The organism is Brevibacterium ihuae (assembly GCF_900184225.1).
In the GTDB taxonomy this organism is placed as follows: Bacteria; Actinomycetota; Actinomycetes; order Actinomycetales; family Brevibacteriaceae; genus Brevibacterium; species Brevibacterium ihuae.
This window is the reverse complement of the sequence record NZ_FXWZ01000003.1, coordinates 1,112,503-1,135,325: the sequence shown is the minus strand read 5'-3', so window position 1 is coordinate 1,135,325 and position 22,823 is coordinate 1,112,503. Positions and strand designations below refer to the sequence as shown.

The following is a 22,823-nucleotide window of genomic DNA, read 5'->3' as shown; positions in this document are numbered from 1 at the left end:
TTGCGAGAACGATGACTCCGACCTCACGCTTCCCCTCCCTCTCCGAAGGGGACCGCAGCGACATCCTGCTGGCGACCAAAGCCCAGCTGTCGCGCCTGGGATATGCGGTCGGAGACGAACGTTCCCCGGAATTCGATCACCAGTTCGATTCCGTGGTCCGCAGGTTCCAGCAGGACCGGGGATTGCTGTGCGACGGGCTGCTCGGACCGGAGACCTTCAGTCAGATCGAACTCGCACGCCACCGCCTGGGCGATCGCGTGCTCCGCTTCGACCCCGTGCGCCCCCTCGTCGGAGATGACGTCGCCGAGCTCCAGAAGGCGCTGAGCCGGCTCGGCATCTACACCCACCGCGTCGACTACGTCTTCGCCGAGGCCACCGACGCCGCGGTCCGCGAGGCCCAGACCGGCCTCGGCCTCCGCCCCGACGGCATCGCCGGCCCCACGACCCTCGCCGGGCTGCGCGCCGTCCACCGCGATCAGAGCGTCGGCAACGTCTTCGCCCTCCAGGAGCGCGCACGCGTGACCGCCTCCGGTCCGTCGCTGGCCGGCCGGGTCATCGTCATCGAAGCCGACACCTCCTCCACCGACTTCTTCCGCACGCACTACACCCCTGAGAACCGGGAGCTCGCGAGCGCGTACGCCACCGACATCGCCCGTCGTCTCGAAGGACGGCTCTCCGCGCTCGGCGCGGCGACCGTCTTCCTCTCCGGTGAGCACGGCCGCGGGTCGCTCGGCGACGAGCTCGGCGCCTCCGCCATCATCACCATCAACATCGACAGCCAACGAAACCGGAACGCTCAGGGTGCAGCGACCTACTACTTCGGCAGGGCGGACGACGGGTCCGTCGCCTCGCCCGTGGGCAGAGCCCTCGCCGACCTCGCGCAGAAGGAGATGTGCGCCCGCACCGAGTTCCTCGACTGCCGCACGCACCCCCGCACCTGGGAATCGCTCCGCGCAGTCCGGTCACCGAAGATCCACGTCATGCCCGGCTACATCAGCAACGAATCCGATCGCGCGGCTCTCGAGAACGCGGACGTCCGGGACGCCGTGGCCGAATCGATCGCGGTGTCGGTGCAGCGACTCTACCTCCGCGATGAGGTCGATCCGCCGACGGGAACGCTCGATCTGGCAGCGGTTCGCGCACAGCTCTGAAGCACGCGCAAATTCGTCTCTGCGCTGACTCGTCCCAGGTGAGACAAGGTACGTACCCTGTGGTGTGCCGCCGATCCGCCTATCCTTGAAGGGCACCCATCGCCTTTCCCTGCGTATCGCCGGAGCGTGGTTACGCCACTACGGATGGCTCCTTGGAAAGTGACACCCAGGGCGCCCTCCCGGTTCCTCAGCACAGTGGAGCCCGAACGATGCTCTCACCGCAACGGTGTCACCCGAAAGCCGAGTGTCACCCGCGATCCAAGAGACGTCCTGCAATCTGGATGAACTCCTGCAGGCGACGGCGAGCGGACGATCGCAGGTCATCCAACGGCTGTTCTCCGACCTGGCGAGCAAACTTCCCCGTTATCAGAAGACGCGAGCCATGGAGCGATCATGCTCGGGTCGTGCGATCCCGCTTCCGCCCTGGCGGCGCCCATCCTGAACTCTGACGTTAGGTGACGATCGGGGCGATGTTTCACGTGAAACCGACTCGTGGCGTTCTCAACTCCTACCGAAAACTCAATAGGGTCGCTGAGACGATCGCCTACCCGAGGGCACCGGGCTCTGAGCGTTGGGTCATGGCATTGGGCACCAGGCACTGGGTGTCGAGTATTGGGTATTGGGCACCCGAACTCTCCTGCGGGCACCGATCATCGCTCGACAACGGTGGCAGATGGTCATCCGCCCCGGAATGCTCCATACCGAGCCGCATACTCAACCTGCCGGGGCGGATGAGCCGTCGAACCCGCCACAAGCCACTGGCCGCGCCAAGCTCGCGCTGCTGATTACTCAAGGGCCCACCACATGAAGTGGTGGGCCCTTGGTACACGCGTGACGCTATCAGGGATTATCCGACGTGTTCCCGTCCGACGAGGGCGAAAGTCCCAGAACCCCGAGGATGCGCGTGAGATCGTCCTCATTCGCGAAGTCGACGCTGATCCTGCCCTTCCGCTTACCCATGGTGATACGCACCCGAGTATCCAGCTGATCCCCGAGAGAACGAGCCAAGCCGGAGAGTTCCGGGTCCAGTGCGGGCGTTTCACGTGAAACATTCACCCGATCACCCCGGTTGAGGAGGACCACAGCCTCTTCCGTCGCGCGTACGGACAGGCCTTCCGCGACAACCCGTTGTGCGAGCACCTCCATCGCCGCGGCGTCGACGAGACCGAGGATCGCCCGGGCGTGACCCTGAGAGATCACGCCGGCGGCAACCCGGCGCTGCACGAGGGGCGGGAGCTTGAGAAGGCGCAGCGTGTTGGTGATCTGCGGACGCGATCTGCCGATACGGGTCGACAGCTCCTCCTGGGTGCACTGGAAGTCGTCGAGCAGCTGCTGATACGCAGCCGCCTCTTCAAGCGGATTGAGATCGGCCCGGTGCAGGTTCTCCAGCAGGGCATCACGGAGCAGATCGACGTCGTCGACCTGTCGAATGATCGCCGGAACGGTCTCGAGACCAGCCTCACGCGATGCACGGAGTCGCCGTTCGCCCATGATGAGCTCATAACGAGGTGCTTCGGCGTCGACGAGCCGCACGACCACGGGCTGCAGGACACCGACCTCACGGATCGAATGGACGAGCTCATCGAGAGCATCCTCATCGAAGATCGCGCGGGGCTGGCGAGGATTCGCGCTGATGGATTCGACGGGGAGGAGTCCGAACGCAGTCCCGGGAACCGACTCCAACGATGTTTCACGTGAAACGTCGTCCCCGCGCGAAGCTGATTCGCTGGCTGCCGATCGGTCAGCGACGTCACGCGCCGGCGTCGTCGTGGTGCGCGAGGCCGACACCGTCTGCTCGGTGGGAGACGATTTCTCGACTGTCTTCACTGTCTTGCCTGTCGCGACATCTCCCGCAGCACTGCCGGAATCCTTCGCCGCCCCGGCCTTGGTCGTCGACGAGGAACGCTTGGTTCCCGGCTTTGCCTTCTTATCGGTGCGAGCCCGGCGCATCGACACGGCGGGGTCCTTCGAGGAGCGTTCCTCCGACGTTTCACGTGAAACATCCCCAGAACCCTCCTGAGAGGGGAAGAACACATCGATCGGCCGCTCTTCGGTCACTACATCCGGGATCAGCGCTCCGAGTCCACGACCCAGGCCGCGTCGACGTTCAGCCATTCTTCTTCACTCCTCGCATTGAGATCTGTTCCGCTGCCTCGCGGTACGACAGCGCACCCGACGAGTTCGGTTCATAGGTGATGACGGTCTGCCTGTAGCTCGGCGCCTCAGAGATCCTCACCGACCGGGGGATGGCGACATCGAGGACCTGTCGGGGGAAGTGGGCGCGCACATCTTCGGCGACCTGCGAGCTGAGGTTCGTCCGCCCGTCGAACATTGTCAGCAGGATCGTGCTCACCTGCAGCTCGGGATTGAGGTGCTTCTGGATGAGCTGGATGTTCTTGAGCAGCTGGCTCAGACCCTCGAGAGCGTAGTACTCGCACTGGATCGGGATGAGCACCTCCCGAGCGGCGACGAATGCGTTGACGGTGAGAAGCCCCAGGCTCGGGGGACAATCGATGATGACGTAGTCGACGCGGTCGCCGGCATCCTCGCGCTCGGCGAGGTAGGTCGTCAGGGCCTTCTGGAGCCTCTGCTCTCGCGCGACGAGTGACACGAGCTCGATCTCCGCGCCCGCGAGATCGATCGTCGCGGGAACACAGACGAGGTTCTCGAGGTCGGGGCACTGGGCAACGGCGTCCGCCATCGGCAGGTCATCGATGAGCACGTCGTAGATGCTGTTGACGTCGGTCGAGTGCTCGATCCCCAATGCGGTGCTCGCGTTGCCCTGCGGATCGATGTCGATGACGAGGACCCGCAGACCCTGGACCGACAGCGCCGCTGCGATGTTGACCGCGCTCGTCGTCTTCCCGACCCCGCCCTTCTGATTCGCGATCGTGAAGATCCGCGTCACGTCTGGACGCGGAAAGGTGGTCGCCTCGAGCCTCTGCGCGCGGCGGTTGTCGCGCGCGATCTCTGCCCCGAGGGGAGTCGACTCATCCATGATCGGCATCGTGCATGCTCCGTCCCTGGGAAGTGTGTACCCGTGAAGTCTAGCGAGTCCGTCACACCGTTTCACGTGAAACATGCACGGCGGGTACGCGGCGGGTACGCATCGACCGATGCCCGGTGTACTATTTATGTTCGATTATTACCCCGGTCCGCACCGCGTGCCGGTCGTCTGCCGACCGGACTCAGTGCCGCCGGAGCTCCACCACCCGCGTCGGCGTCTCGAGCGCCCCGACACCGAGTTCGTGGACGACTGCTTCGCTCAGGCGCGCTCGCCGGATCTGCTTCTTCGCCTTGTCGATCTCCGCGTCCACGGACGCGCCCTTGAGCGCAAGGATTCGGCCGCCCGGCCCGAGCACCGGAGCGCACCACTCGACGAGGACCGCGAGCGACTTCACTGCACGTGCGGTGACTGCGGTGAAGATCTCGTCGTCGACGAGATCCTCCACCCGTGCGCGCACGATCCGGACGTTCTCGAGCCCGAGGTCGTCCACAACGATCTGCAGCCAGTCGACGCGTCTCTCCATCGGCTCGACGAGGACGTAGCGAGCGTTCGGCTGAGCGAGCGCCAAGGGGATGCCCGGGAGTCCCGCTCCCGATCCCACATCCCCGACGACGTCGTCCGGGGTGATGAGCTCGGCGACGACCGCACAGTTGAGGATGTGGCGGGTCCAGAGCCGGGGCAGCTCCCGCGGACCGATGAGGCCCCATTCCACCCCGGTGGTCGCAAGATGCTCGGCATAGCGGCGAGCGGCCGCGATCCTGTCGCCGAACACTTCGGCGGCGTAGGCCGGCTCCCGCTCGACCGCACTCATCATCATCGGATCACTGCGCGTGGATGACCACGTGCCTGCGATCGCCCTCGCCCTCGGATTCCGAGCGGAGGCCTGCCTTCGCAGCCTGGTCGTGGACGACCTTGCGCTCGAAGGAGTTCATCGGGCGGCACGTGTACGGCTCTCCGGACTCGTTGACCTTCTCGATGGCGCGATCCGCCAGGGCCCGCAGGTCGTCCTTGCGACGATCCCGGTACCCGTCGATGTCGAGCATGAGCCACGAGCGCTGGCCGGTGCTCGTCTGCACGGCGAGGCGCGTGAGCTCCTGGAGGGCGGTGAGGACCGCGCCGTCGCGCCCGACGAGGGTGGACAGATTGGAGTCCTCGTCCTCGCACACGATGGCGACCTCGGCTCGACCGTCGGCGACGTCGATGTCGATGTCACCGTCGACGTCAGCGATGTCGAGGAGCTCCTCGAGGTAGTCCGCCGCGATCTCCCCCTCCTCCTCGAGCATCTGCGCGCGGGTGGGCCGGGTGTCCTCGGCGGCGTTCTCCGCGGTGGTCGCATCCGCGTCCACGGGTGCGGCCTCGGCGCTGGTCACCGGATCGGGCTGGGTGTTCTCGGTCATCGCTCTCCGAACCTCTTACTTCTTCTTCTTTTTCTTCTGGCGGGCCTTGCTCACCGGCTGCTGGCGCTGGCCTCCGGCGGGCGCCTCGGGCTCCGGGGTCATCTCGATCGGCTTCGATCCGGGCAGCGGGGACTTGCCCTTCTTCGCCCGCCGCTCCATGAGCTCCTTCTCGGCCTTCGATCCCGGCGCCGGCATGTTCCGGATGACGACGAACTGCTGGACCATCGTCCAGGTGTTCGACACGAGCCAGTAGACGAGCACACCGAGCGGGAAGTAGATGCCGCCGACGGCGAACACCACCGGCATGATGTAGAGGAGCATCTTCTGCTGCTGCATGAACGGGTTGTTCATCGCGGCTTCGGACATGTTCTTCGTCATCATCTGCTTCTGGGTGATGAACTGCGTGACACCCATGATGATGATGAGGACGGCCGTCAGGGCCTTGACGCCGATCCCGTCGGACAGGAAGGTCGCCTGCAGCGGGATGGAGAAGATCGTCGCGGAGTCCGCCGACTGGGCGAGCGCCTGGGTCATCCCGCCGATCGGCGGCAGATCACCCACGGCGACGCCGTGGGTGTTGTTGATGACGCGGAAGAGGGAGAAGAAGATCGGCAGCTGGACGAGCAGCGGCAGGCAGGATGCCCACGGATTCGTTCCGTGCTTCTTGAACAGCGCCATCTGCTCCTCGGCCATGGCCTGCCGGGAGAACTGATCCTTCTTGCCCTTGTACTTCGCCTGCAGCCGCTGGATGTCCGGCTGGATCAGCTGCATCTTGCGCTGCGCCTTGATCTGGTAGACGAAGAGCGGGATGAGGACGCCGCGGATCACCACGGTGAGACCGGCGATCGACAGGACCCAGGTCCAGCCGCTGTCGGCGTTCATGCCCAGGCTGGTGAACACCTGGTGGAATATTGCGAGGATCCACGCGACCACCCACTGCAGGGGCAGAAGCAGATTGTCAATCCATGACATTCAGTCTCTCCTTGGCCGCGGATCGGCGCGGTCGTCCGTGTTGAGGTCTCGATACATTGTGCCACTTCTGCGCCCGGCCTCGATCTCCCGGCTCCGGTGCTCCATGAGCGACCCCGGAGCGTAGTCGACGCCGCCCGGGGAGAACGGATTGCAGCGCAGCACCCGCCACGCCGTCAGACCGAGTCCCCGCACCGCACCCTGCGCCTCGAAGGCGTCGAGCGCGTACTTCGAACAGCTCGGGTAGTACCGGCACACGTCACCGTACAGGGGTGAGATGAGCAGCCGATACAGCCGCATGAACCACACGAAGGGCATCCGCGGAGCGATGCGTGCGCCGTGGAGCACCGCTGCCCAGCGCCCCGAGGGGCGAGCCGGCAGGGACGACGGGGTGTCCTCGCCGTGCCTCACCGGGCGAGCCGTTCGAAGGCCCGGCCGACCGACTGCTCGAGGCCGGCGAAGTCCGCGCCGGCAGCGGCCGGCAGCGCACGGATGACGACCATGTCCCCGGCGGCGAGACCGGGGAGCCGGGAGTGCATGATGGCCCGCAGCCGGCGCTTGACGCGGTTCCGGGTCACGGCATTGCCCACTGCTCTGGAGACGACGAATCCCACGCGCGGGGCGTGGGATTCATCAGCTGTCGGCAGGAAATAAATCACCAGGTGCTTCGTCCCGGATTTCCGTCCGGTGCGGAAGACGCGGCGGAAGTCGTCGCCCTGATGGATCCGGTTCCTCCCCGGAAGCACGATCAGGCGGACAGCGCGCGGCGTCCCTTGCGGCGACGCGAGGCCAGGATGGCGCGACCGGCGCGCGTCCGCATGCGCAGACGGAAGCCGTGGGTCTTGGCGCGCTTGCGGGTGTTGGGCTGGAAAGTACGCTTGCTCACTTCGGTTCTCCGATAATCTGTCGTTGCTGGTGCCGGGCAGCACGGATCTGCGATCGTCGGCCACGCTCAGGTGGACCGCTCTGGGCCGTGCACTCCTGTCGCTGTTGGCCGTGGGGAAGTCGCTCGCAACTCGGAAGGGGCCCGCAACACAGGACACCCCAGTTTAGACGGCACGCCGAAACACGGTCAAACCGGGGATCCGACGCGCACATCGTGTAGGGGCGTCCGGTCCGGGTGCAACGGCGTCCGGTCCGCGTGCAGCGGAGTCCGCTCCAGGCGTCGTGGAGTCCGGTCGGGCCGGATCGTTCTCCGGCCCGTGTGCCACCCACCCCGAGGTCCCGTCCACCCGACGTCATGCGTCCGGCATCGTTCGCCGGACACCGATCGCTGTTCATCGCCGGGCCGGTCGCCATTCACTCGCCGGTCATCGCACACAGGCCATGAACACCCCGATCCACAAATCACATCGGTGTGCTTTCCACACCTTTCTCCACCGATGTGGATGAATCCGGGCCAGTTGCGGTCTCTCTCCACATTGTGTGGAAAACTATGTGGAAGCGACACCCCCTTTGTCCACAGTCCTGGGGGAGACGGGAACGGAGCAGCAGTGAGCACGACGAGCCGGGCCGACGACCTGCAGGAGATCTGGCAGGTCGTCCTGTCGAATCTGCTCAACGATGCGAGCATCACCGCCCACCAGAAGGGGTTCCTCACCCTCGCCGTGCCGAAAGCGCTCGTCGAAGGGCAGCTCGTCGTCCTCTCGGTGCGCAACGAGCTCACCCGGACGACCCTCGAGACCCACCTCCGGGAGCCGCTCGCCCGCGAGTTCTCCGCGGCGCTCGGCCACGACGTCACCTTCGCGATCGCCGTCGACCCCGCCCTCGACGTCCCCGTTCCGCTGCCGCAGGATGCCGCCGAGGCCACCCCCGCGCCGGGGATCCCCGCAGTCCCCGCACCGGCGAGCGACCCCTCGGCGGCCGAACCCGCTCCCACCTCCTCCCCCACACCCGAGGCTCCGGCACCGGTCGCCCGACCCGCCGCCGCCTCGGCCCCGGCCGGCGCCGCGCCCACGCCCGCCGACGATCCGAGCGGGGTGTCCCAGCTCAACGCGAAGTACACCTTCGACACCTTCGTCATCGGCGCCTCGAACCGCTTCGCCCATGCAGCGGCCTTCGCCGTCGCCGAATCGCCGGCAAAGGCGTACAACCCGCTCTTCATCTACGGCGACTCCGGGCTCGGCAAGACCCACCTCCTCCACGCGATCGGCCACTACGCCGCGCAGCTCTACCCGAACATCCGGGTCCGCTACGTCTCGAGCGAGGAGTTCGTCAACGACTTCATCAACACCATCGGCGCCTCGACCTCGAGCTCGCTGCGGCCGGCGTTCCAGCGCCGCTACCGCGAGGTCGACATCCTCATGATCGACGACATCCAGTTCCTCCAGGGCAAGGACGCCACCGTCGAGGAGTTCTTCCACACCTTCAACGCCCTGCACAACGAGCACAAGCAGGTCGTCATCACCTCCGACCAGCCGCCCAAGATGCTCAAGGGGTTCGAGGAGCGCCTCCGCTCCCGCTTCGAATGGGGGCTCCTCACCGACGTGCAGCCGCCCGACCTCGAGACCCGGTTCGCGATCCTGCGGAACAAGGCCGCCGGCGAGGGTCTCGCCGTTCCCGACGACGTGCTCGAGTACATCGCCTCCCGGATCTCGTCGAACATCCGGGAGCTCGAGGGTGCGCTCATCCGCGTCTCCGCCTTCGCCAACCTCAACGATCAGGCGATCGAGGTCGGACTCGCCGAGACCGTGCTCAAGGACTTCATCACCCACGAGGACACCCCGGAGATCACCGCCACGGACATCATGGGGCAGACGGCTGCGTACTTCGGCCTCACCCTCGACGACCTGTGCGGCGCGAGCCGCTCGCGCACGCTCACCACCGCGCGCCAGATCGCGATGTACCTGTGCCGCGAGCTCACCGACCTCTCCCTGCCGAAGATCGGACAGGAGTTCGGCGGGCGCGACCACACGACGGTCATGCACGCGAACAAGAAGATTCGAACACAGATGGCCGAGCGGAGAGCGCTCTACACCCAGGTCACCGAGCTCACAAACCGCATCAAACAACAGCATCGGCTGTGATCCGGACTGTTCACAGCTGTGGACAACCCTGTGGGCAGACCCCCTGATCCTGGGTACGGAGACGTGCACGGAGACCACGCCGCCGGTGGATGGCTGTGTAACCACACCGGTGTGATTCACAGGCGCGCTCTCCTGCGCACAGCGGGGTCCACACGTCGTCCACCGGGTGCCGGAGCCGCTCCCGCCGATGAATGCTCGATGACATCGATGTAGTTCCACAGTTTCCACACGTGCTGGTACTACGACTGCCCATTCACCCAAGACATCTCCTCCGCACCGCTCATCGCGGTGCTGCCCCGGCTGCGCCCGGACGGACCTCGATGGTCCGGCGGAGTGCTCACGGGATACGATTCGAACGGTTCGCAGGAGGCTCTGACGCGCTGTGTGCGGAGGGTCGCTGAAGCACATCCACCGGGGTGATTCCAATTCGCCACGCCGGGGGGCTGAGTGTAGAGTTTCAACTCGCCAAGACCGCGCTGCCGCGCATGCGAGACCTCAACCACAGGAGTGCCGTGAACGCCGAATCCGCCGGGGCCGTGAAGTTCAGAGTCGAGCGCGATGTCCTCGCCGAAGCTGTCACCTGGGCAACGAAGAGCCTCCCGCAGCGGCCGGCCGTCCCCGTCCTCACCGGCATCCTCATCACCGCTGACGCCACCGGATCGGTCGAGCTCTCCGTCTTCGACTACGAGGTGTCCTCCCGCGTCGAGATCGCCGCCGAGGTCGAGATTGCCGGCACCCTCCTCGTGTCCGGCCGACTGCTCGCCGACATCGCCAAGGCGCTGCCCAACCAGCCCGTCACCCTCGAGCGCAACGGCAACAAGGTCGACCTCACCTGCGGGTCCTCGCGGTTCTCGCTCATGACGATGCCGGTCGAGGAGTACCCGGCGCTTCCCGCGGTGCCGGACACCTCCGGCGTCGTGTCGGCCGGCGAGTTCAGCCACGCGGTCTCCCAGGTGAGCATCGCGACCTCGCGCGACGAGACGCTGCCGATCCTCACGAGCGTCCGCGTCGAGATCGAGGGCGACACCGTCACGCTGCTCGCCACCGACCGCTACCGGCTCGCGGTGCGGGAGTTCCGCTGGAACCCGCGCACCCCCGACATCTCCGCCACCGCGCTCGTCCGCGGCCGGACCCTGTCCGATGCCGCCAAGGCGATGGGCGGCGACGTCGAGATCGCGCTCGCGGAGTCCGGCGGCAAGGACATGCTCGCATTCTCGTCGAGCGGCCGGGTCACCACCTCGCTCCTCGTCGAGGGCGACTACCCCAAGGTCCGCTCCCTGTTCCCCAAGGACGTGCCGATCCACGCAGTCCTCGAGACCGCAGCGCTGCGCGAGGCGGTCCGCCGCGTCGCCCTCGTCGCCGAGCGCAACACCCCGATCAAGTTCGAGTTCGCCGACGGGGCACTCACCCTGCGCGCCGGCGCCGGCGACGACGCCCAGGCGAGCGAATCGCTCCCGGTCGAGATCTCCGGCGAGGACATCACCACCGGCTTCAACCCGGGCTTCATCTCCGAGGGCCTCGCGGCGATCGACACCCCGTTCGTCCGGTTCTCCATGACCGAACCGAAGAAGCCCGTCGTGATCTCCGGTCAGCAGGAGATCGACGGTGACTACGACCCCTCGTACCGCTACCTCCTGATGCCCATCATCAGATTCTGATGTGGGTATCCCGGCTCTCGCTGCGTGACTTCCGCTCGTACGGATCACTCGATCTCGAGCTGGAATCGGGGGTCACCGCCTTCGCCGCCCCCAACGGGTGGGGCAAGACCAACCTCGTCGAGGCCGTGGGCTATCTGTCGGGTCTCCGCTCGCACCGCGTGTCCCAGGACGCTCCGCTCGTCCGTCACGAGCGTCCCGAGGCCACCGTGTCCGCTCTCGCCCACCGCGGGGAGCGCCAGGTCACCGTCGAGGTGACGATCAAAGCCCGTGGCGCCAACCGGGCGCGCATCAACCGCCGGGCCGTCCGCACCCGCGAGGTCCTGGGGCTGCTGCCGAGCGTCGTCTTCGCCCCCGAGGACCTCGGTCTCGTCAAAGGGGAGCCGGCCGACCGCCGGGACTACCTCGACACCCTGCTCGTCGCCCGCCAGCCCCGGATGAGCGGCGTCATCGCCGACGTCGAGCGGGCCCTGCGGCAGCGCAACGCCCTGCTCAAGAGCCTGCGGGCGACCCCGGATCCCGCCCTCGAGGCGACCCTCGACATCTGGGACCAGGCGTTCGCCGAGGCCGCCGGGCAGCTCGTCATCGGTCGTCGCGAGCTCCTCGCCGACCTCCGCGAGCCGCTGGCCGAGAGCTTCGCGTACGTCGCCGCCGAGGCCCGCAGCGAACGCCGGCAGGCCGCCGTCGACTACGCCTCGCGCCTCGATTACGCACAGGTCACCACCCCCGAGGAGGCCCAGGCGGTCATCGTCACCGGACTCCGCGATCGGCGCCGCCCGGAGATCGAGCGCGGACTCACGCTCATCGGCCCGCAGCGCGACGAGGTGCAGCTGACGATCGGCACGATGCCGGCGAAGGGCTACGCATCGCACGGGGAGAGCTGGTCGCTCGCACTCGCGCTGCGGCTCGCCGGCTGGGAGCTCCTCGCCGGCGGGTCCGAGGGGCGGGAGGATCAGCCGGTGCTCGTGCTCGACGACGTCTTCGCCGAGCTCGACACTGGCCGTCGCCGTCGGCTCGCCGCGCGGGTCGGCCAGGCCGAGCAGGTGCTCATCACCGCGGCGGTCGGCGCGGACATCCCGGAGAACCTCGAGGGCCGGGTCGTCGATCTCACCGAGGTCACCGCACCATGAGCATCGACCCCGGGGACCTCACCGCGGCGCCGGCGGCTGCGCTCGAGGCGCTCGACCGCGTGCGGCGGATGGCCGACTCGGACTTCCGGCCGTTCTTCCGCTCGACCCGGGTGAGCGGCGGCACCGTCGAACCGGTGTACTCCGGAGCGAAGGCCGATCCGCGCGATCCCCAGCCGCTCGGCGCCGGTCTGTCACGCATCACCCGCGACCACGGCTGGGCTACCTCGCTCAACGTCGGCGCGGTGATCGGTCGCTGGCCTGAGCTCGTCGGCCCCGACGTCGCTGCGCACTGCACGGTCGAGAAGTTCGAACCGCCCGTCCTCGTCGTCCGCGCCTCGTCGACGACCTGGGCCACGCAGCTGCGGATCATGACCTCCCTGCTGCTCGACCGGTTCGAGCGCGAGCTCGGCGCCCGGGTCGTCGAGGACCTCACCGTCCTCGGGCCCGCGCAGCGCTCGTGGAAGCGCGGCCGCCGCAGCGTCGCCGGTCGCGGACCGCGGGACACCTACGGATGAGGCGCTGATGGTCACCGAACCCCTCGATCTGCTCGACCGCGCAGCGGATCCCACCGCTCTGCCCGGTGCCCCGCTCGTCCTCGTCCTCGCAGCGCTCGTGGTCGCCCTCGTCCTCGTCGTCCCCGGGGCGGTGTGGCGATTCACCGGGATCGCCGTGACGATCGTCCACGAGCTCGGACACGGATTCGCCGGTCTGCTCACCGGCCGGCGGGCGGTGACGATCCGCCTGTCGGGGGACCACGCGGGCCTGACGACCTCGCACGGGCGGGCCGCGTCGGTCCCGTGGACGACGTTCTGGGGGTATCCCGCACCGGCCGTGCTCGGTGCCGGCCTCGTGCTCGGCGGGGTGCTCGGCCGGGCAGCGACCGTGCTGGCGGTGTGCGTCGTCGTCCTCGTGCTCTCGCTGATCTTCATGCGCGGTGCGCTCGCCTGGTTCGCGGTGCCGCTCACCGGGGCGATCCTCCTGGGCCTGCTGTGGGCAGCACCCGATCCCTGGCTCACGAGCGCGGTCGTGGGGATCGGGCTGTTCCTCGTGTGCGGGGCGGTGCGCGCACTCGCGAACCTCTCCCGCAGGCACGCGCGCGGTCGGACCGAGGCGAGCGATGCGCAGATCCTGCGGCGGGAGACCGGGGTTCCCGCCGGGGCCTGGATCGTCCTCATGTGGATCGTCGTCCTCGCCGGTCTCGCGGCGTCCGGCTGGGTGCTGTGGCGCGTGGTCGCCGGCGCCTGACACGGCTGTCGCGGCAGCGGCGTTCCGGGAATTGCGAGAACCGCTCACACGGCACCAGCACCCCGGGAGACGAGTCGGGGTACGGTCGGCGGCGTGAAAATGCGGATTCGCGGCCTTTCCGGGTCTGCCAGGGCAGGATTCGAGCCGGGTCCGGGGTAGAATCGAGGGAGATTCTGACCGACGACAAGGAGATCCATGGCTGCCGAGGAGAACCAGCAGTACGACGCGGGTGACATCACCGTCCTCGAAGGTCTGGAGGCGGTGCGCAAGCGGCCCGGTATGTATATCGGTTCGACCTCGGAGCGCGGCCTCCACCACCTCGTGTACGAGATCGTCGACAACTCCGTCGACGAGGCCCTCGCCGGCTTCTGCAGCCATATCGAGGTCACCGTGCTCGCCGACGGCGGTGTGCGGGTCGTCGACGACGGCCGCGGCATCCCGGTGGCCATCCACCCGACTGAGGGCATCCCGACCCTCCAGGTCGTCCTCACCATCCTCCACGCCGGCGGCAAGTTCGGCGGCGGCGGATACGCGGTGTCCGGCGGTCTGCACGGCGTCGGCTCCTCGGTCGTCAACGCGCTCTCGGTCCGCCTCGACGCGGAGATCCACCGCGACGGCTTCGTGTGGCGCCAGGACTACCGCCGCGGTGTGCCCACCGGCGAGATCGTCAAGGGCGAGGCCACCGACCGCACGGGCACGATGATCACCTTCTGGCCCGACGACGAGATCTTCGACACCACGGAGTTCACCTTCGAGGTGCTCCGTGCGCGGTTCCAGCAGATGGCCTTCCTCAACAAGGGACTGAAGATCTCGCTCCGCGACGAGCGCGTCGAGCAGGTCGACGACGACGACGTCCAGCTCGAGGCGGAGGAGACCGCGGAGTGGAAGCCGCGCGAGGTCACCTACCTCTACGAGAACGGGCTGCTCGACTACGTCGCCTACCTCAACTCCGCGAAGAAGTCCGACCTCGTCAACGACGAGATCATCGCCTTCGAGTCCGAGGACACCGAGCAGACGATCGCGCTCGAGGTCGCCATGCAGTGGACGACGGCCTACAACGAGTCCGTCCACACCTACGCGAACACCATCAACACCCATGAGGGCGGCACCCACGAGGAGGGCTTCCGCACCGCCCTGACCTCGCTGCTCAACTCCTATGCCCGCGAGCAGAAGCTCCTCCGCGAGAAGGACTCGAACCTCACCGGCGACGACGTCCGCGAGGGGCTCACCGCGGTGCTGAGCATCAAGCTCGGCGAGCCGCAGTTCGAGGGTCAGACGAAGACGAAGCTCGGCAACTCGGAGGCCAAGACCTTCGTGCAGCGCGTGGTGCGCGACGAGCTCGGCCACTGGATGGAGTCGAATCCGAACCAGGCCAAGGAGGTCGTCCGCAAGGCGATCCAGGCCTCGCAGGCGCGGCTCGCCGCCCGCAAGGCGCGCGAGGCGACCCGCCGCAAGGGCCTGCTCGAGTCCTCGGGCATGCCGGGCAAGCTCCGCGACTGCCAGTCGAAGGACCCCTCGCTCTCGGAGATCTTCATCGTCGAGGGCGATTCCGCCGGCGGCTCCGCCGTGCAGGGTCGCGACGCGATCCACCAGGCGATCCTCCCGCTGCGCGGCAAGATCCTCAACGTCGAGAAGGCCCGGCTCGATCGGGCGCTCGGCAACCAGGAGATCCAGTCGCTCATCACCGCCTTCGGCACCGGGATCGGCGAGGACTTCGACATCTCGAAGCTCCGCTATCACAAGATCGTGCTCATGGCCGATGCCGACGTCGACGGACAGCACATCGCCACCCTGCTGCTCACGCTGATCTTCCGCTATATGAAGCCGCTCGTCGAGCACGGGTACGTGTATCTCGCGACCCCGCCGCTCTACCGCCTCAAGTGGAGCAATGCGCCCCACGACTACGCGTACTCGGACCGGGAGCGCGATGCGCTGCTCACCGAGGGCCGGGCCGCCGGCAAGCGCCTGCCCAAGGACATGGCGATCCAGCGGTACAAGGGCCTCGGCGAGATGAACTACTCGGAGCTGTGGGACACGACGATGAACCCCGACCATCGCCTGCTCAAGCAGGTGACGCTCGACGACGCCGCCCGCGCGGAGGAGATCTTCACCATCCTCATGGGCGAGGACGTCGAATCCCGGCGCCGGTTCATCCAGGAGAACGCGAAGGACGTCCGCTTCCTCGACATCTGAGGCGGGCGACCCGTTCGACAGCGATCGATACGACGATCTAGGACATTCACGATATTCGCTGATACACACCGATCAGCTCCGAACACGAGGTAAGAAGGCACGTGGCCGACGACATCGAGAACACCCAGCACACCGATTCCGCGCTCCCGCCCGAGGGCAACCGCGTCGAGCAGGTCGATCTCAATCTCGAGATGCAGCGCTCGTACCTCGACTACGCGATGAGCGTCATCGTCGGGCGTGCGCTCCCCGACGTGCGCGACGGGCTCAAGCCGGTGCACCGACGCGTGCTCTACGCGATGTACGACGGGGGGTACCGCCCGGAGCGGTCCTTCAACAAGTGCTCGCGCGTGGTCGGCGATGTCATGGGCCAGTACCACCCCCACGGCGACTCCGCGATCTACGACGCGATGGTCCGCCTCGTCCAGCCGTGGGCGATGCGCTATCCGCTGATCTCCGGCCAGGGGAACTTCGGCTCGGCCGGCAACGACGGCGCGGCCGCCCCGCGGTACACCGAGTGCAAGATGGCGCCGCTGGCCATGGAGATGGTCCGCGACATCGAAGAGGAAACCGTCGACTTCCAGGACAACTACGACGGGAAGAACCAGGAGCCGGTCTACCTGCCGAGCCGGTTCCCCAACCTCCTCGTCAACGGCTCGGCCGGCATCGCGGTCGGCATGGCGACGAACATCCCCCCGCACAACCTCCGCGAGGTCGCCGCCGGCGCCCAGTGGCTGCTCCAGAACCCCGAGGCGACGAACGCCGAGGCGCTCGAGGCCCTGCTCGGGATCATCAAGGGCCCGGACTTCCCGGGCGGAGCGACGATCCTCGGCCGCAGCGGCATCGAGGACACGTACCGCACCGGCCGCGGGTCGATCACCCAGCGCGCGGTCGTCGAGGTCGAGGAGATCCAGGGCCGCACCTGCCTCGTCGTCACCGAGCTGCCCTACATGGTCAACCCGGACACCCTCGCGGCGAAGATCGCCTCCTACGCCAAGGACGGCAAGGTCGCCGGCATCGCCGACATGCGCGACGAGTCCTCCGGCCGCACCGGCCAGCGCCTCGTCATCGTGCTCAAGCGCGACGCGGTGGCGAAGGTCGTGCTCAACAACCTCTACAAGCACACGCAGCTCCAGGACAACTTCTCCGCGAACATGCTCGCGCTCGTCGACAACGTGCCGCGCACGCTGAGCCTCGACGCGTTCCTCCGGCTGTGGGTCAAGCACCAGATCGACGTCATCGTGCGCCGCACCCGCTACCGTCTGCGGAAGGCGGAGGAGCGGGCGCACATCCTGCGCGGCTACCTCAAGGCCCTCAACGCGCTCGACGAGGTCATCGCCCTCATCCGCCGCTCGCCGTCCTCGGACGAGGCGCGCACCGGACTCATGGAGCTGCTCGAGGTCGACGAGATCCAGGCCAATGCGATCCTCGACCTCCAGCTCCGCCGCCTCGCCGCCCTCGAGCGCCTCAAGATCGAGGAGGAGGCCGCGAAGATCGAGCAGCTCATCGCGGAGTACAACCACATCCTCGAGACGCCGGCGAAGCAGCGCGAGATCGTGTCCGCCGAGCTCTCCGAGGTCGTCGACCGGTACGGCGACGACCGCCGCACCCGGATCCTCGCCGGATTCGACGGCGACGTGTCCATGGAGGACCTCATCCCCGAGGAGGAGGTCGTCGTGACGATCACCCGCGGCGGGTACGCCAAGCGCACCCAGTCCGCGCTCTACCGCGCCCAGCACCGCGGGGGCAAGGGGATCACCGGAGCCCGCCTGCGGGGCGACGATGTGGTCGACCACTTCTTCGTCACCTCGACCCACAACTGGCTGCTGTTCTTCACCAACACCGGCCGGGTCTACCGGGCCAAGGCGTACGAGCTGCCCGAGGGGTCCCGGGACGCCAAGGGTCAGCACGTCGCGAACCTCCTTGCTCTTCAGCCGGGCGAGACGATCGCCCAGGTGCTCTCGATCCGGGACTACGAGGCGGCCGACTACCTCGTCCTCGCCACCCGGAGCGGACTCGTCAAGAAGACCCGGCTGAGCGAGTACGACTCGAACCGCACCGGCGGCGTCATCGCGATCAACCTCCGCGAGATGGCCGACGGCTCACCCGACGAGCTCGTGTCCGCGCGCCTCGTCGGCGCCGAGGACCACCTGCTCCTCGTGTCCCGCAAGGGCATGTCGATCCGCTTCACCGCCGGCGACGAGACGATCCGCGCCACCGGACGAGCCACCTCGGGCGTCACCGGGATGAAGTTCAAGGACGATGACACCCTGCTCACCATGGACGTCATGACCGAGGACACCTACGTCTTCGTCGTCACCGAGGCCGGGTTCGCCAAGCGCACCCCGATCGACGAGTACCGGATCCAGGGCCGAGGGGGCTACGGGATCAAGGTCGCGAAGATCACCGAGCAGCGCGGCGACCTCGTGGGCGGGCTCATCGTGTCCGACGGCGAGGAGGTGCTCGTCGTCATGGAGCGCGGCAAGGTCGTGCGGTCCTCGATCGACGAGGTGCCGGCCAAGGGTCGCAACACCATGGGCGTGGTGTTTGCCAAGCCAGGGAAGAACGACCGTATCATTGCCGTAACCCGTGGCCCGGAGCAGGCCGTGGAGGATGAAGCCCAGACGCCGGTCGACGACGCCACCGTGGAAGCGGCCGTGGATGCGCTCGACCCGAGCGATCCGGCATCGACTGCGACGGAAAGTGAAGACGAGCAGTGAGCGACAACGATCAGAAGCCCGGCAAGGTGATCCGCACGTCCTCGGGTTCGACGCGGCTGTCGGCCGGCGGCGGCAAGCCCCGCGCGACCGATGCCGGCGCCGGATCGCCGGTGGGCTCCGGTCCCGCCGGTGCGCAGTCCGCCGGCCCCGCGACCCGGGTCGACGCTCCGCCCGTGTCCGGCCCGGCCGACCGCAGCCCCTCGGGAGCACCGGCCGGTTCACTCGCCGGCCGGCAGACCGGCTCGGCCCCGACCGCGGTGATGGATGACGCTCCAGCCGGCGCCTCCGGTTCCGGCGCCGCTCGCGCGGGCGCCGGTGCCGCTGGCGCGGCAGCCGGTTCCGGAACGCAGCGCTCGCCCCTGTCGTCCGGCGGGGACGGCGACGCCGATTCCCCGGTCCGCGCCTCCTCGGGAGGCGTGAAGATGGGCGGCAAGTCGAAGCGCAAGGGTCCGCGCACCGTGCGGCTCACCGTCGCGAAGCTCGACCCCTGGTCGGTCATGAAGATGGCGTTCCTGCTGTCGGTGGCGATCGGCATCGCGACTGTCATCGCCGCCGTCGTGCTGTGGCTCGTTCTTCAGGCGACCGGCACCCTCCAGGGTCTGCAGTCCACCCTTTCCGAGGTCGCCGGCACCGAGGGGGCGGACCAGCTGCTCGGCCTGTTCAGCCTCGGCCGCGTGCTGTCGTTCTCCGTGATCCTCGCGCTCGTCAACATCGTCCTCATGACGGCCCTGTCGACGCTCTTCGCGTTCCTCTACAACATCGGTTCGTCGATCGTCGGCGGGTTCCACCTCACCCTCACCGACGACTGACCCTCCCCAGACAGCAATTTCCTGCGGTTCCTGAGGGTGGTTTCATACGGTTGTTGCAACGGTGTCCCTGAGTGGCGGGGATGGCTTTGATGATCGTGGGTGATCGAGGTGCCTGGACCCAGATTGACAGTGACGGAACGTGCGCAGATCGAGGTGCTCTTCGGGCAGGGATTGTCCTTCCCGCAGATCGCTGCTCGGATCGGCCGGGACCGGTCCACGGTATGGCGTGAGGTCGCACGCAACAACGCCTACCGGGGCAACAGCCTCGCGGGTGCCGGTTCCCGGCATCCGCGGGGATCGCGTGCCGGCGCACCGGGCTGGGGCGGGGCATATCGGTGGGTGTACTCACACGCCCATGCCCACCGACGGGCGCTGAAACGCGCACGCCGACCACGCGCGATGAAGCTGCGTCCCGGTTGGGGCAAACCCTACCCCGCGCTGTGGCACGTGGTGGCCGAGAAGCTGCGCTGCCGGTGGTCGCCGCAGCAGATCAGTGCTTGGCTGAGGACGCAGTATCCCCAGCAGCCGGAGAATCACGTGTCCCACGAAACGATCTACCAAGCGATCTATTACCAGGCCAGGGGCGGGATGCGTCAGGAACTCGCCCGGCAGGTCGCGCTGCGTACCGGTCGCGGTCAGCGCCGGTCGCAGTCCCGGGAAGCCAAGGCCGGGCGCGGGGCGAAGCCCTGGACGGTGGACTTCACCATCTCTTCCCGCCCGGCTGAGGCCGCTGATCGGGCGGTGCCCGGGCACTGGGAAGGCGATCTCGTGCTCGGGGCGCGGGGGTCCTCGGCGATCATCACGCTGGTGGAACGTTCCACCCGGTTCGTGATGCTCGGCAGTCTGCCGTCCTCGCGGGTCAGTCAGGAGGTGATCCGGGTCCTCATCGAGTTGATGGGACAGCTGCCGGAACACCTACGGGCATCGTTGACCTGGGACCAGGGAGCGGAGATGTCTGCCGTGGCTGACTTCCGGATCGCTACCGATTGCGAGGTGTATTTCTGTGACCCGCATGCGCCCTGGCAGCGTGGGACGAACGAGAACACCAACGGGCTGCTGCGGCAGTACTTCCCCCGCTCGACCACGGACTTCCGGGCTATCAGCCAGGCCGAGCTCGATGCTGTCGCCGCCGAGCTCAATGCCCGCCCCCGCAAGACTCTGAAATGGAAAACCCCAGCTCAAGCCCTGAACGAACACCTCGTTGCAACAACCCCTTGACACCAAGGAGAACGGATCCGCAGGATTTTGCTGTTTCAAGGGGCCGTGGCCGAGGCGCCTCGGGCCTGGGAAGCGGTACACGCGCCGACCGAGGTGCCGTTCCCGCGCCGAGGTGCGGTGCGGGTGCCACGTCCGCGCTGCGGTGCTGTGCCCGGTGCCGAGGTGCCTGTTACCGGCTCGGCGCCGACGCGCCTGAGGAACCGGAGTGCTCTTCCCGCGCCGAGGTGCCACGTCCGCACTGAGGTTTCGATCGAGTACGGAAATGCGCGCATGATCGACCGGGATCGAAACGTCAGCGTCGCTTCGGTCGCATCCCTCGCAGCCGCCGCATCGGTCGCCATCGCCGCCGGCCGGCGCGCGATTTGGTTCGCGCCGGGGTTGTGGCTATAGTGGATTTTCGGTTCATCCCGATACGGGCCTATAGCTCAGGCGGTTAGAGCGCTTCGCTGATAACGAAGAGGTCAGAGGTTCAAGTCCTCTTAGGCCCACGGAACCACGACCGGACGGAGACGGTGTGAAGAAGTGGTTGACCCTGACGGGAGTGCTGTCCGCAGCGGCCGGAGTCCTCCTCGGATTCCGGAGCAGACGTCAGCGCGCTCATCAGAACTGGTCCCAGTACACCGACGAGGTGTGAGGGAACCGCTCTCGGGGGTATGGCGCAATTGGTAGCGCACCTGCTTTGCAAGCAGGGGGTTAGGGGTTCGAGTCCCCTTACCTCCACCAGATCAGACGTACTAGAACACCTGACATCGTTGGGTGTGAGGGCGGCGAACGGCTCGTTGAGCTGGATCGCCGCTTTTTCGTCTTCGGTGATGAGGATGCGTTGGTAGAAGGCTTGGTTGGCGAGGCGTTTCCCGTGGTCGTCGGTGCGCTCGTACATGGTGGCGCAGTCGGCCAGCAGCCGTAGTGCGGTGGCGAGGTGCTGGCGGGGGCCGTCGTGGTCGTGCTGTCGCGCGTCAGACTTAGTGGCAGGGCCGTTATGTAGGTCCCGAAGGAGAGTCAGACATGGGTAGACCACCCTCGATTCCGGCGGAGAAGAAGACCCGGATAGTGCTGAGCGTGCTGGCCGGCGAGATGTCCATCGCCGAAGCGGCACGCAAGGAGAAAGTCAGTGAGCAGTCCATCGGACGGTGGAAGGCCGAGTTCCTGGAAGCCGGCAAGACCGCCCTGGTGGCCGGCAGGTCCGGACCATCCTCCCGAGAGGAACAGCTGGAGGCCGAGGTCGCCGAGCTGACCGAGGCCTTGGGCGAGGCACACCTGGAGGCCAGGGTGTGGAAGAAGTCCGCGGAGGGCCGGTTGGGCCCTTCGAGGACCTCGAGGTGATCCGCGTGGAAGCGGGCGTGTCGACCGCGCGGTTCTGCCAGCTCTTCGACATGCTCGAGCGGACCTGGCGCCGCTGGCAGGCCAAGGCCCGCACCGGGACGGCGGTGAAGGGACCGTGGCCGCAACCGGGACGGCAGGCCGCCAGGGAACTGGTGGTCAAGCACGCGCTGGCCCATCCGGCGTGGGGGCATCGGAAGATCTGGGCGATGGTCCGCCACGACGGGCATGTGGTTTCCGAGGCGACCGTGCTGCGGATCCTGCGCGACGAGGGGCTGATTCTGCCCGCGCAGTACCAACGGGAGCGACGGAAGCTGGCCGAGCGGCGCAAGGCCGCGTTCGCCACCGAGCCCTCAGGCCCGAACCAAGTCTGGCAGCTGGACTTCAGCGAGTTCGAGACCACCACCGGAGGGACCTGGCGGCTGGCCGGGTGCCGGGACTACTGGTCCAAGTACGAGCACCCCTTCCACGTTTCGCCCACCGGGAACCAGCACGACGCGATCGACGCGATCGAGTTGGTCCTGGCCGACTACGAGGCCATGTTCGGTCACCCGCTGGTCGAGGCCTGCCCGGTCGATCCCGAGACCGGTGAGCTGTTGCCCGTGGTGACCATCGTGACGGACAACGGCGGGCCGTTCCGGTTCTTCCGCTTCGAGTCCTTCATCGCCGCCCACCCCGAGCTACACCACGTGCGCACCCGAGTGAAGACCTCGGGGCAGAACGGGTCCCGTGAACGCGGCTTCGGCACGCTGAAGTACGAACGGCTCTACCTGGACGAGATTGACGACGCGATCGTGCTCGCCGAGCGGGCCGAGGACTACCGGATCGAGTACAACGAGCTCCGGCCCCACGAGGCCATCTCATGGAACCGGCCCAAGGAGGTGCACCTGGGCCTGGCCGACCCCACCACCCCGACATTCAAAACCAAGGAAATCCTGCCAACTACTTGACGCGGGACACTGAGTGGTCGTGGTGATGGTGGAGTG

Annotated in this window: 20 protein-coding genes and 2 tRNA genes; 14 read left to right on the top strand and 8 right to left on the bottom strand. The window is 67.4% G+C overall.

Annotated features, from left to right (window positions below):
* Positions 1-11: 11 nt before the first annotated feature.
* On the top strand, positions 12-1,151 hold the full coding sequence (locus tag C1A17_RS10400) for an N-acetylmuramoyl-L-alanine amidase (protein WP_101652899.1): 1,140 nt from the start codon (positions 12-14) through the stop codon (positions 1,149-1,151).
* An 840-nt stretch (positions 1,152-1,991) separates the two neighbouring features.
* Here C1A17_RS10400 and C1A17_RS10395 read toward each other — a convergent pair.
* From C1A17_RS10395 to rpmH, 8 genes are all read right to left on the bottom strand, one after another.
* Positions 1,992-3,266, bottom strand: a complete 1,275-nt coding sequence (locus tag C1A17_RS10395; protein ID WP_101652898.1) for a ParB/RepB/Spo0J family partition protein — start codon at positions 3,264-3,266, stop codon at positions 1,992-1,994.
* A complete protein-coding gene (locus C1A17_RS10390; protein ID WP_101652897.1) occupies positions 3,259-4,158 on the bottom strand; it encodes a ParA family protein in 900 nt (299 codons plus the stop codon). The genes C1A17_RS10395 and C1A17_RS10390 overlap by 8 nt, the downstream gene beginning before the upstream one ends.
* Positions 4,159-4,339: 181 nt before the next feature.
* Positions 4,340-4,969 (bottom strand): 16S rRNA (guanine(527)-N(7))-methyltransferase RsmG, encoded by a 630-nt coding sequence (gene rsmG / locus C1A17_RS10385; protein WP_101653655.1) that lies wholly within the window; start codon positions 4,967-4,969, stop codon positions 4,340-4,342.
* Positions 4,970-4,979: 10 nt separating this feature from the next.
* Positions 4,980-5,555 (bottom strand): Jag family protein, encoded by a 576-nt coding sequence (locus C1A17_RS10380; protein ID WP_101652896.1) that lies wholly within the window; start codon positions 5,553-5,555, stop codon positions 4,980-4,982.
* A 15-nt stretch (positions 5,556-5,570) separates the two neighbouring features.
* Positions 5,571-6,527 (bottom strand): membrane protein insertase YidC, encoded by a 957-nt coding sequence (yidC, locus tag C1A17_RS10375; RefSeq protein ID WP_101652895.1) that lies wholly within the window; start codon positions 6,525-6,527, stop codon positions 5,571-5,573.
* Positions 6,528-6,935: a membrane protein insertion efficiency factor YidD gene (gene yidD / locus C1A17_RS10370; RefSeq protein ID WP_425427301.1), complete on the bottom strand. Its 408-nt coding sequence runs from the start codon at positions 6,933-6,935 to the stop codon at positions 6,528-6,530.
* Positions 6,932-7,270, bottom strand: coding sequence for a ribonuclease P protein component (gene rnpA, locus C1A17_RS10365; protein ID WP_101652893.1), 339 nt, complete (start codon positions 7,268-7,270; stop codon positions 6,932-6,934). Before rnpA ends, yidD begins: the two co-directional genes overlap by 4 nt.
* A 2-nt stretch (positions 7,271-7,272) precedes the next feature.
* Positions 7,273-7,410, bottom strand: a complete 138-nt coding sequence (gene rpmH / locus C1A17_RS10360; RefSeq protein WP_101652892.1) for a 50S ribosomal protein L34 — start codon at positions 7,408-7,410, stop codon at positions 7,273-7,275.
* Positions 7,411-8,017: 607 nt separating this feature from the next.
* Here rpmH and dnaA point away from each other — a divergent pair.
* The 13 genes from dnaA to C1A17_RS10295 all read left to right on the top strand — a co-directional run bounded on the left by dnaA (position 8,018) and on the right by C1A17_RS10295 (position 22,787).
* Positions 8,018-9,550 (top strand): chromosomal replication initiator protein DnaA, encoded by a 1,533-nt coding sequence (dnaA, locus tag C1A17_RS10355; protein WP_245873681.1) that lies wholly within the window; start codon positions 8,018-8,020, stop codon positions 9,548-9,550.
* Between the two features lie 512 nt (positions 9,551-10,062).
* Complete coding sequence (gene dnaN, locus C1A17_RS10350) at positions 10,063-11,208, top strand: DNA polymerase III subunit beta (RefSeq protein WP_245873680.1); 1,146 nt, start codon at positions 10,063-10,065, stop codon at positions 11,206-11,208.
* Positions 11,208-12,335, top strand: a complete 1,128-nt coding sequence (gene recF / locus C1A17_RS10345; protein ID WP_101652890.1) for a DNA replication/repair protein RecF — start codon at positions 11,208-11,210, stop codon at positions 12,333-12,335. Before dnaN ends, recF begins: the two co-directional genes overlap by 1 nt.
* The gene (locus C1A17_RS10340; RefSeq protein WP_101652889.1) at positions 12,332-12,850 is read left to right on the top strand and encodes a DciA family protein; all 519 of its coding nucleotides are present in this window, start codon (positions 12,332-12,334) and stop codon (positions 12,848-12,850) included. The genes recF and C1A17_RS10340 overlap by 4 nt, the downstream gene beginning before the upstream one ends.
* Positions 12,851-12,857: 7 nt before the next feature.
* Positions 12,858-13,580, top strand: a complete 723-nt coding sequence (locus C1A17_RS10335) for a M50 family metallopeptidase (protein ID WP_101652888.1) — start codon at positions 12,858-12,860, stop codon at positions 13,578-13,580.
* Positions 13,581-13,775: 195 nt separating this feature from the next.
* Entirely contained in the window at positions 13,776-15,773 is a 1,998-nt protein-coding gene (gene gyrB, locus C1A17_RS10330) for a DNA topoisomerase (ATP-hydrolyzing) subunit B (RefSeq protein ID WP_101652887.1), read from the top strand.
* 101 nt (positions 15,774-15,874) lie between these two features.
* Positions 15,875-18,490, top strand: coding sequence for a DNA gyrase subunit A (gene gyrA / locus C1A17_RS10325; RefSeq protein WP_245873679.1), 2,616 nt, complete (start codon positions 15,875-15,877; stop codon positions 18,488-18,490).
* Positions 18,487-19,299 (top strand): DUF3566 domain-containing protein, encoded by an 813-nt coding sequence (locus C1A17_RS10320; protein WP_245873678.1) that lies wholly within the window; start codon positions 18,487-18,489, stop codon positions 19,297-19,299. The genes gyrA and C1A17_RS10320 overlap by 4 nt, the downstream gene beginning before the upstream one ends.
* A 108-nt stretch (positions 19,300-19,407) precedes the next feature.
* On the top strand, positions 19,408-20,517 hold the full coding sequence (locus tag C1A17_RS10315) for an IS30 family transposase (protein ID WP_425427273.1): 1,110 nt from the start codon (positions 19,408-19,410) through the stop codon (positions 20,515-20,517).
* Positions 20,518-20,931: 414 nt separating this feature from the next.
* Positions 20,932-21,005: transfer RNA gene (locus C1A17_RS10310), tRNA-Ile, on the top strand.
* Positions 21,006-21,164: 159 nt separating this feature from the next.
* Positions 21,165-21,240 (top strand) — tRNA-Ala (locus C1A17_RS10305).
* 282 nt (positions 21,241-21,522) lie between these two features.
* Positions 21,523-21,840, top strand: coding sequence for a helix-turn-helix domain-containing protein (locus C1A17_RS10300; protein ID WP_101652886.1), 318 nt, complete (start codon positions 21,523-21,525; stop codon positions 21,838-21,840).
* Entirely contained in the window at positions 21,837-22,787 is a 951-nt protein-coding gene (locus tag C1A17_RS10295) for an IS3 family transposase (protein WP_101652885.1), read from the top strand. The genes C1A17_RS10300 and C1A17_RS10295 overlap by 4 nt, the downstream gene beginning before the upstream one ends.
* Positions 22,788-22,823 lie beyond the last annotated feature (36 nt).

Bases quoted from the DNA above. Each gene is read 5' to 3' on its own strand.
- yidC (WP_101652895.1), bottom strand. From the start codon at position 6,527: ATGTCATGGATTGACAATCTGCTTCTGCCCCTGCAGTGGGTGGTCGCG.
- C1A17_RS10395 (WP_101652898.1), bottom strand. From the start codon at position 3,266: ATGGCTGAACGTCGACGCGGCCTGGGTCGTGGACTCGGAGCGCTGATC.
- C1A17_RS10390 (WP_101652897.1), bottom strand. From the start codon at position 4,158: ATGCCGATCATGGATGAGTCGACTCCCCTCGGGGCAGAGATCGCGCGC.
- gyrB (WP_101652887.1), top strand. From the start codon at position 13,776: ATGGCTGCCGAGGAGAACCAGCAGTACGACGCGGGTGACATCACCGTC.
- C1A17_RS10400 (WP_101652899.1), top strand. From the start codon at position 12: ATGACTCCGACCTCACGCTTCCCCTCCCTCTCCGAAGGGGACCGCAGC.
- C1A17_RS10340 (WP_101652889.1), top strand. From the start codon at position 12,332: ATGAGCATCGACCCCGGGGACCTCACCGCGGCGCCGGCGGCTGCGCTC.
- C1A17_RS10335 (WP_101652888.1), top strand. From the start codon at position 12,858: ATGGTCACCGAACCCCTCGATCTGCTCGACCGCGCAGCGGATCCCACC.
- rsmG (WP_101653655.1), bottom strand. From the start codon at position 4,969: ATGAGTGCGGTCGAGCGGGAGCCGGCCTACGCCGCCGAAGTGTTCGGC.
- recF (WP_101652890.1), top strand. From the start codon at position 11,208: ATGTGGGTATCCCGGCTCTCGCTGCGTGACTTCCGCTCGTACGGATCA.
- C1A17_RS10300 (WP_101652886.1), top strand. From the start codon at position 21,523: ATGGGTAGACCACCCTCGATTCCGGCGGAGAAGAAGACCCGGATAGTG.
- C1A17_RS10380 (WP_101652896.1), bottom strand. From the start codon at position 5,555: ATGACCGAGAACACCCAGCCCGATCCGGTGACCAGCGCCGAGGCCGCA.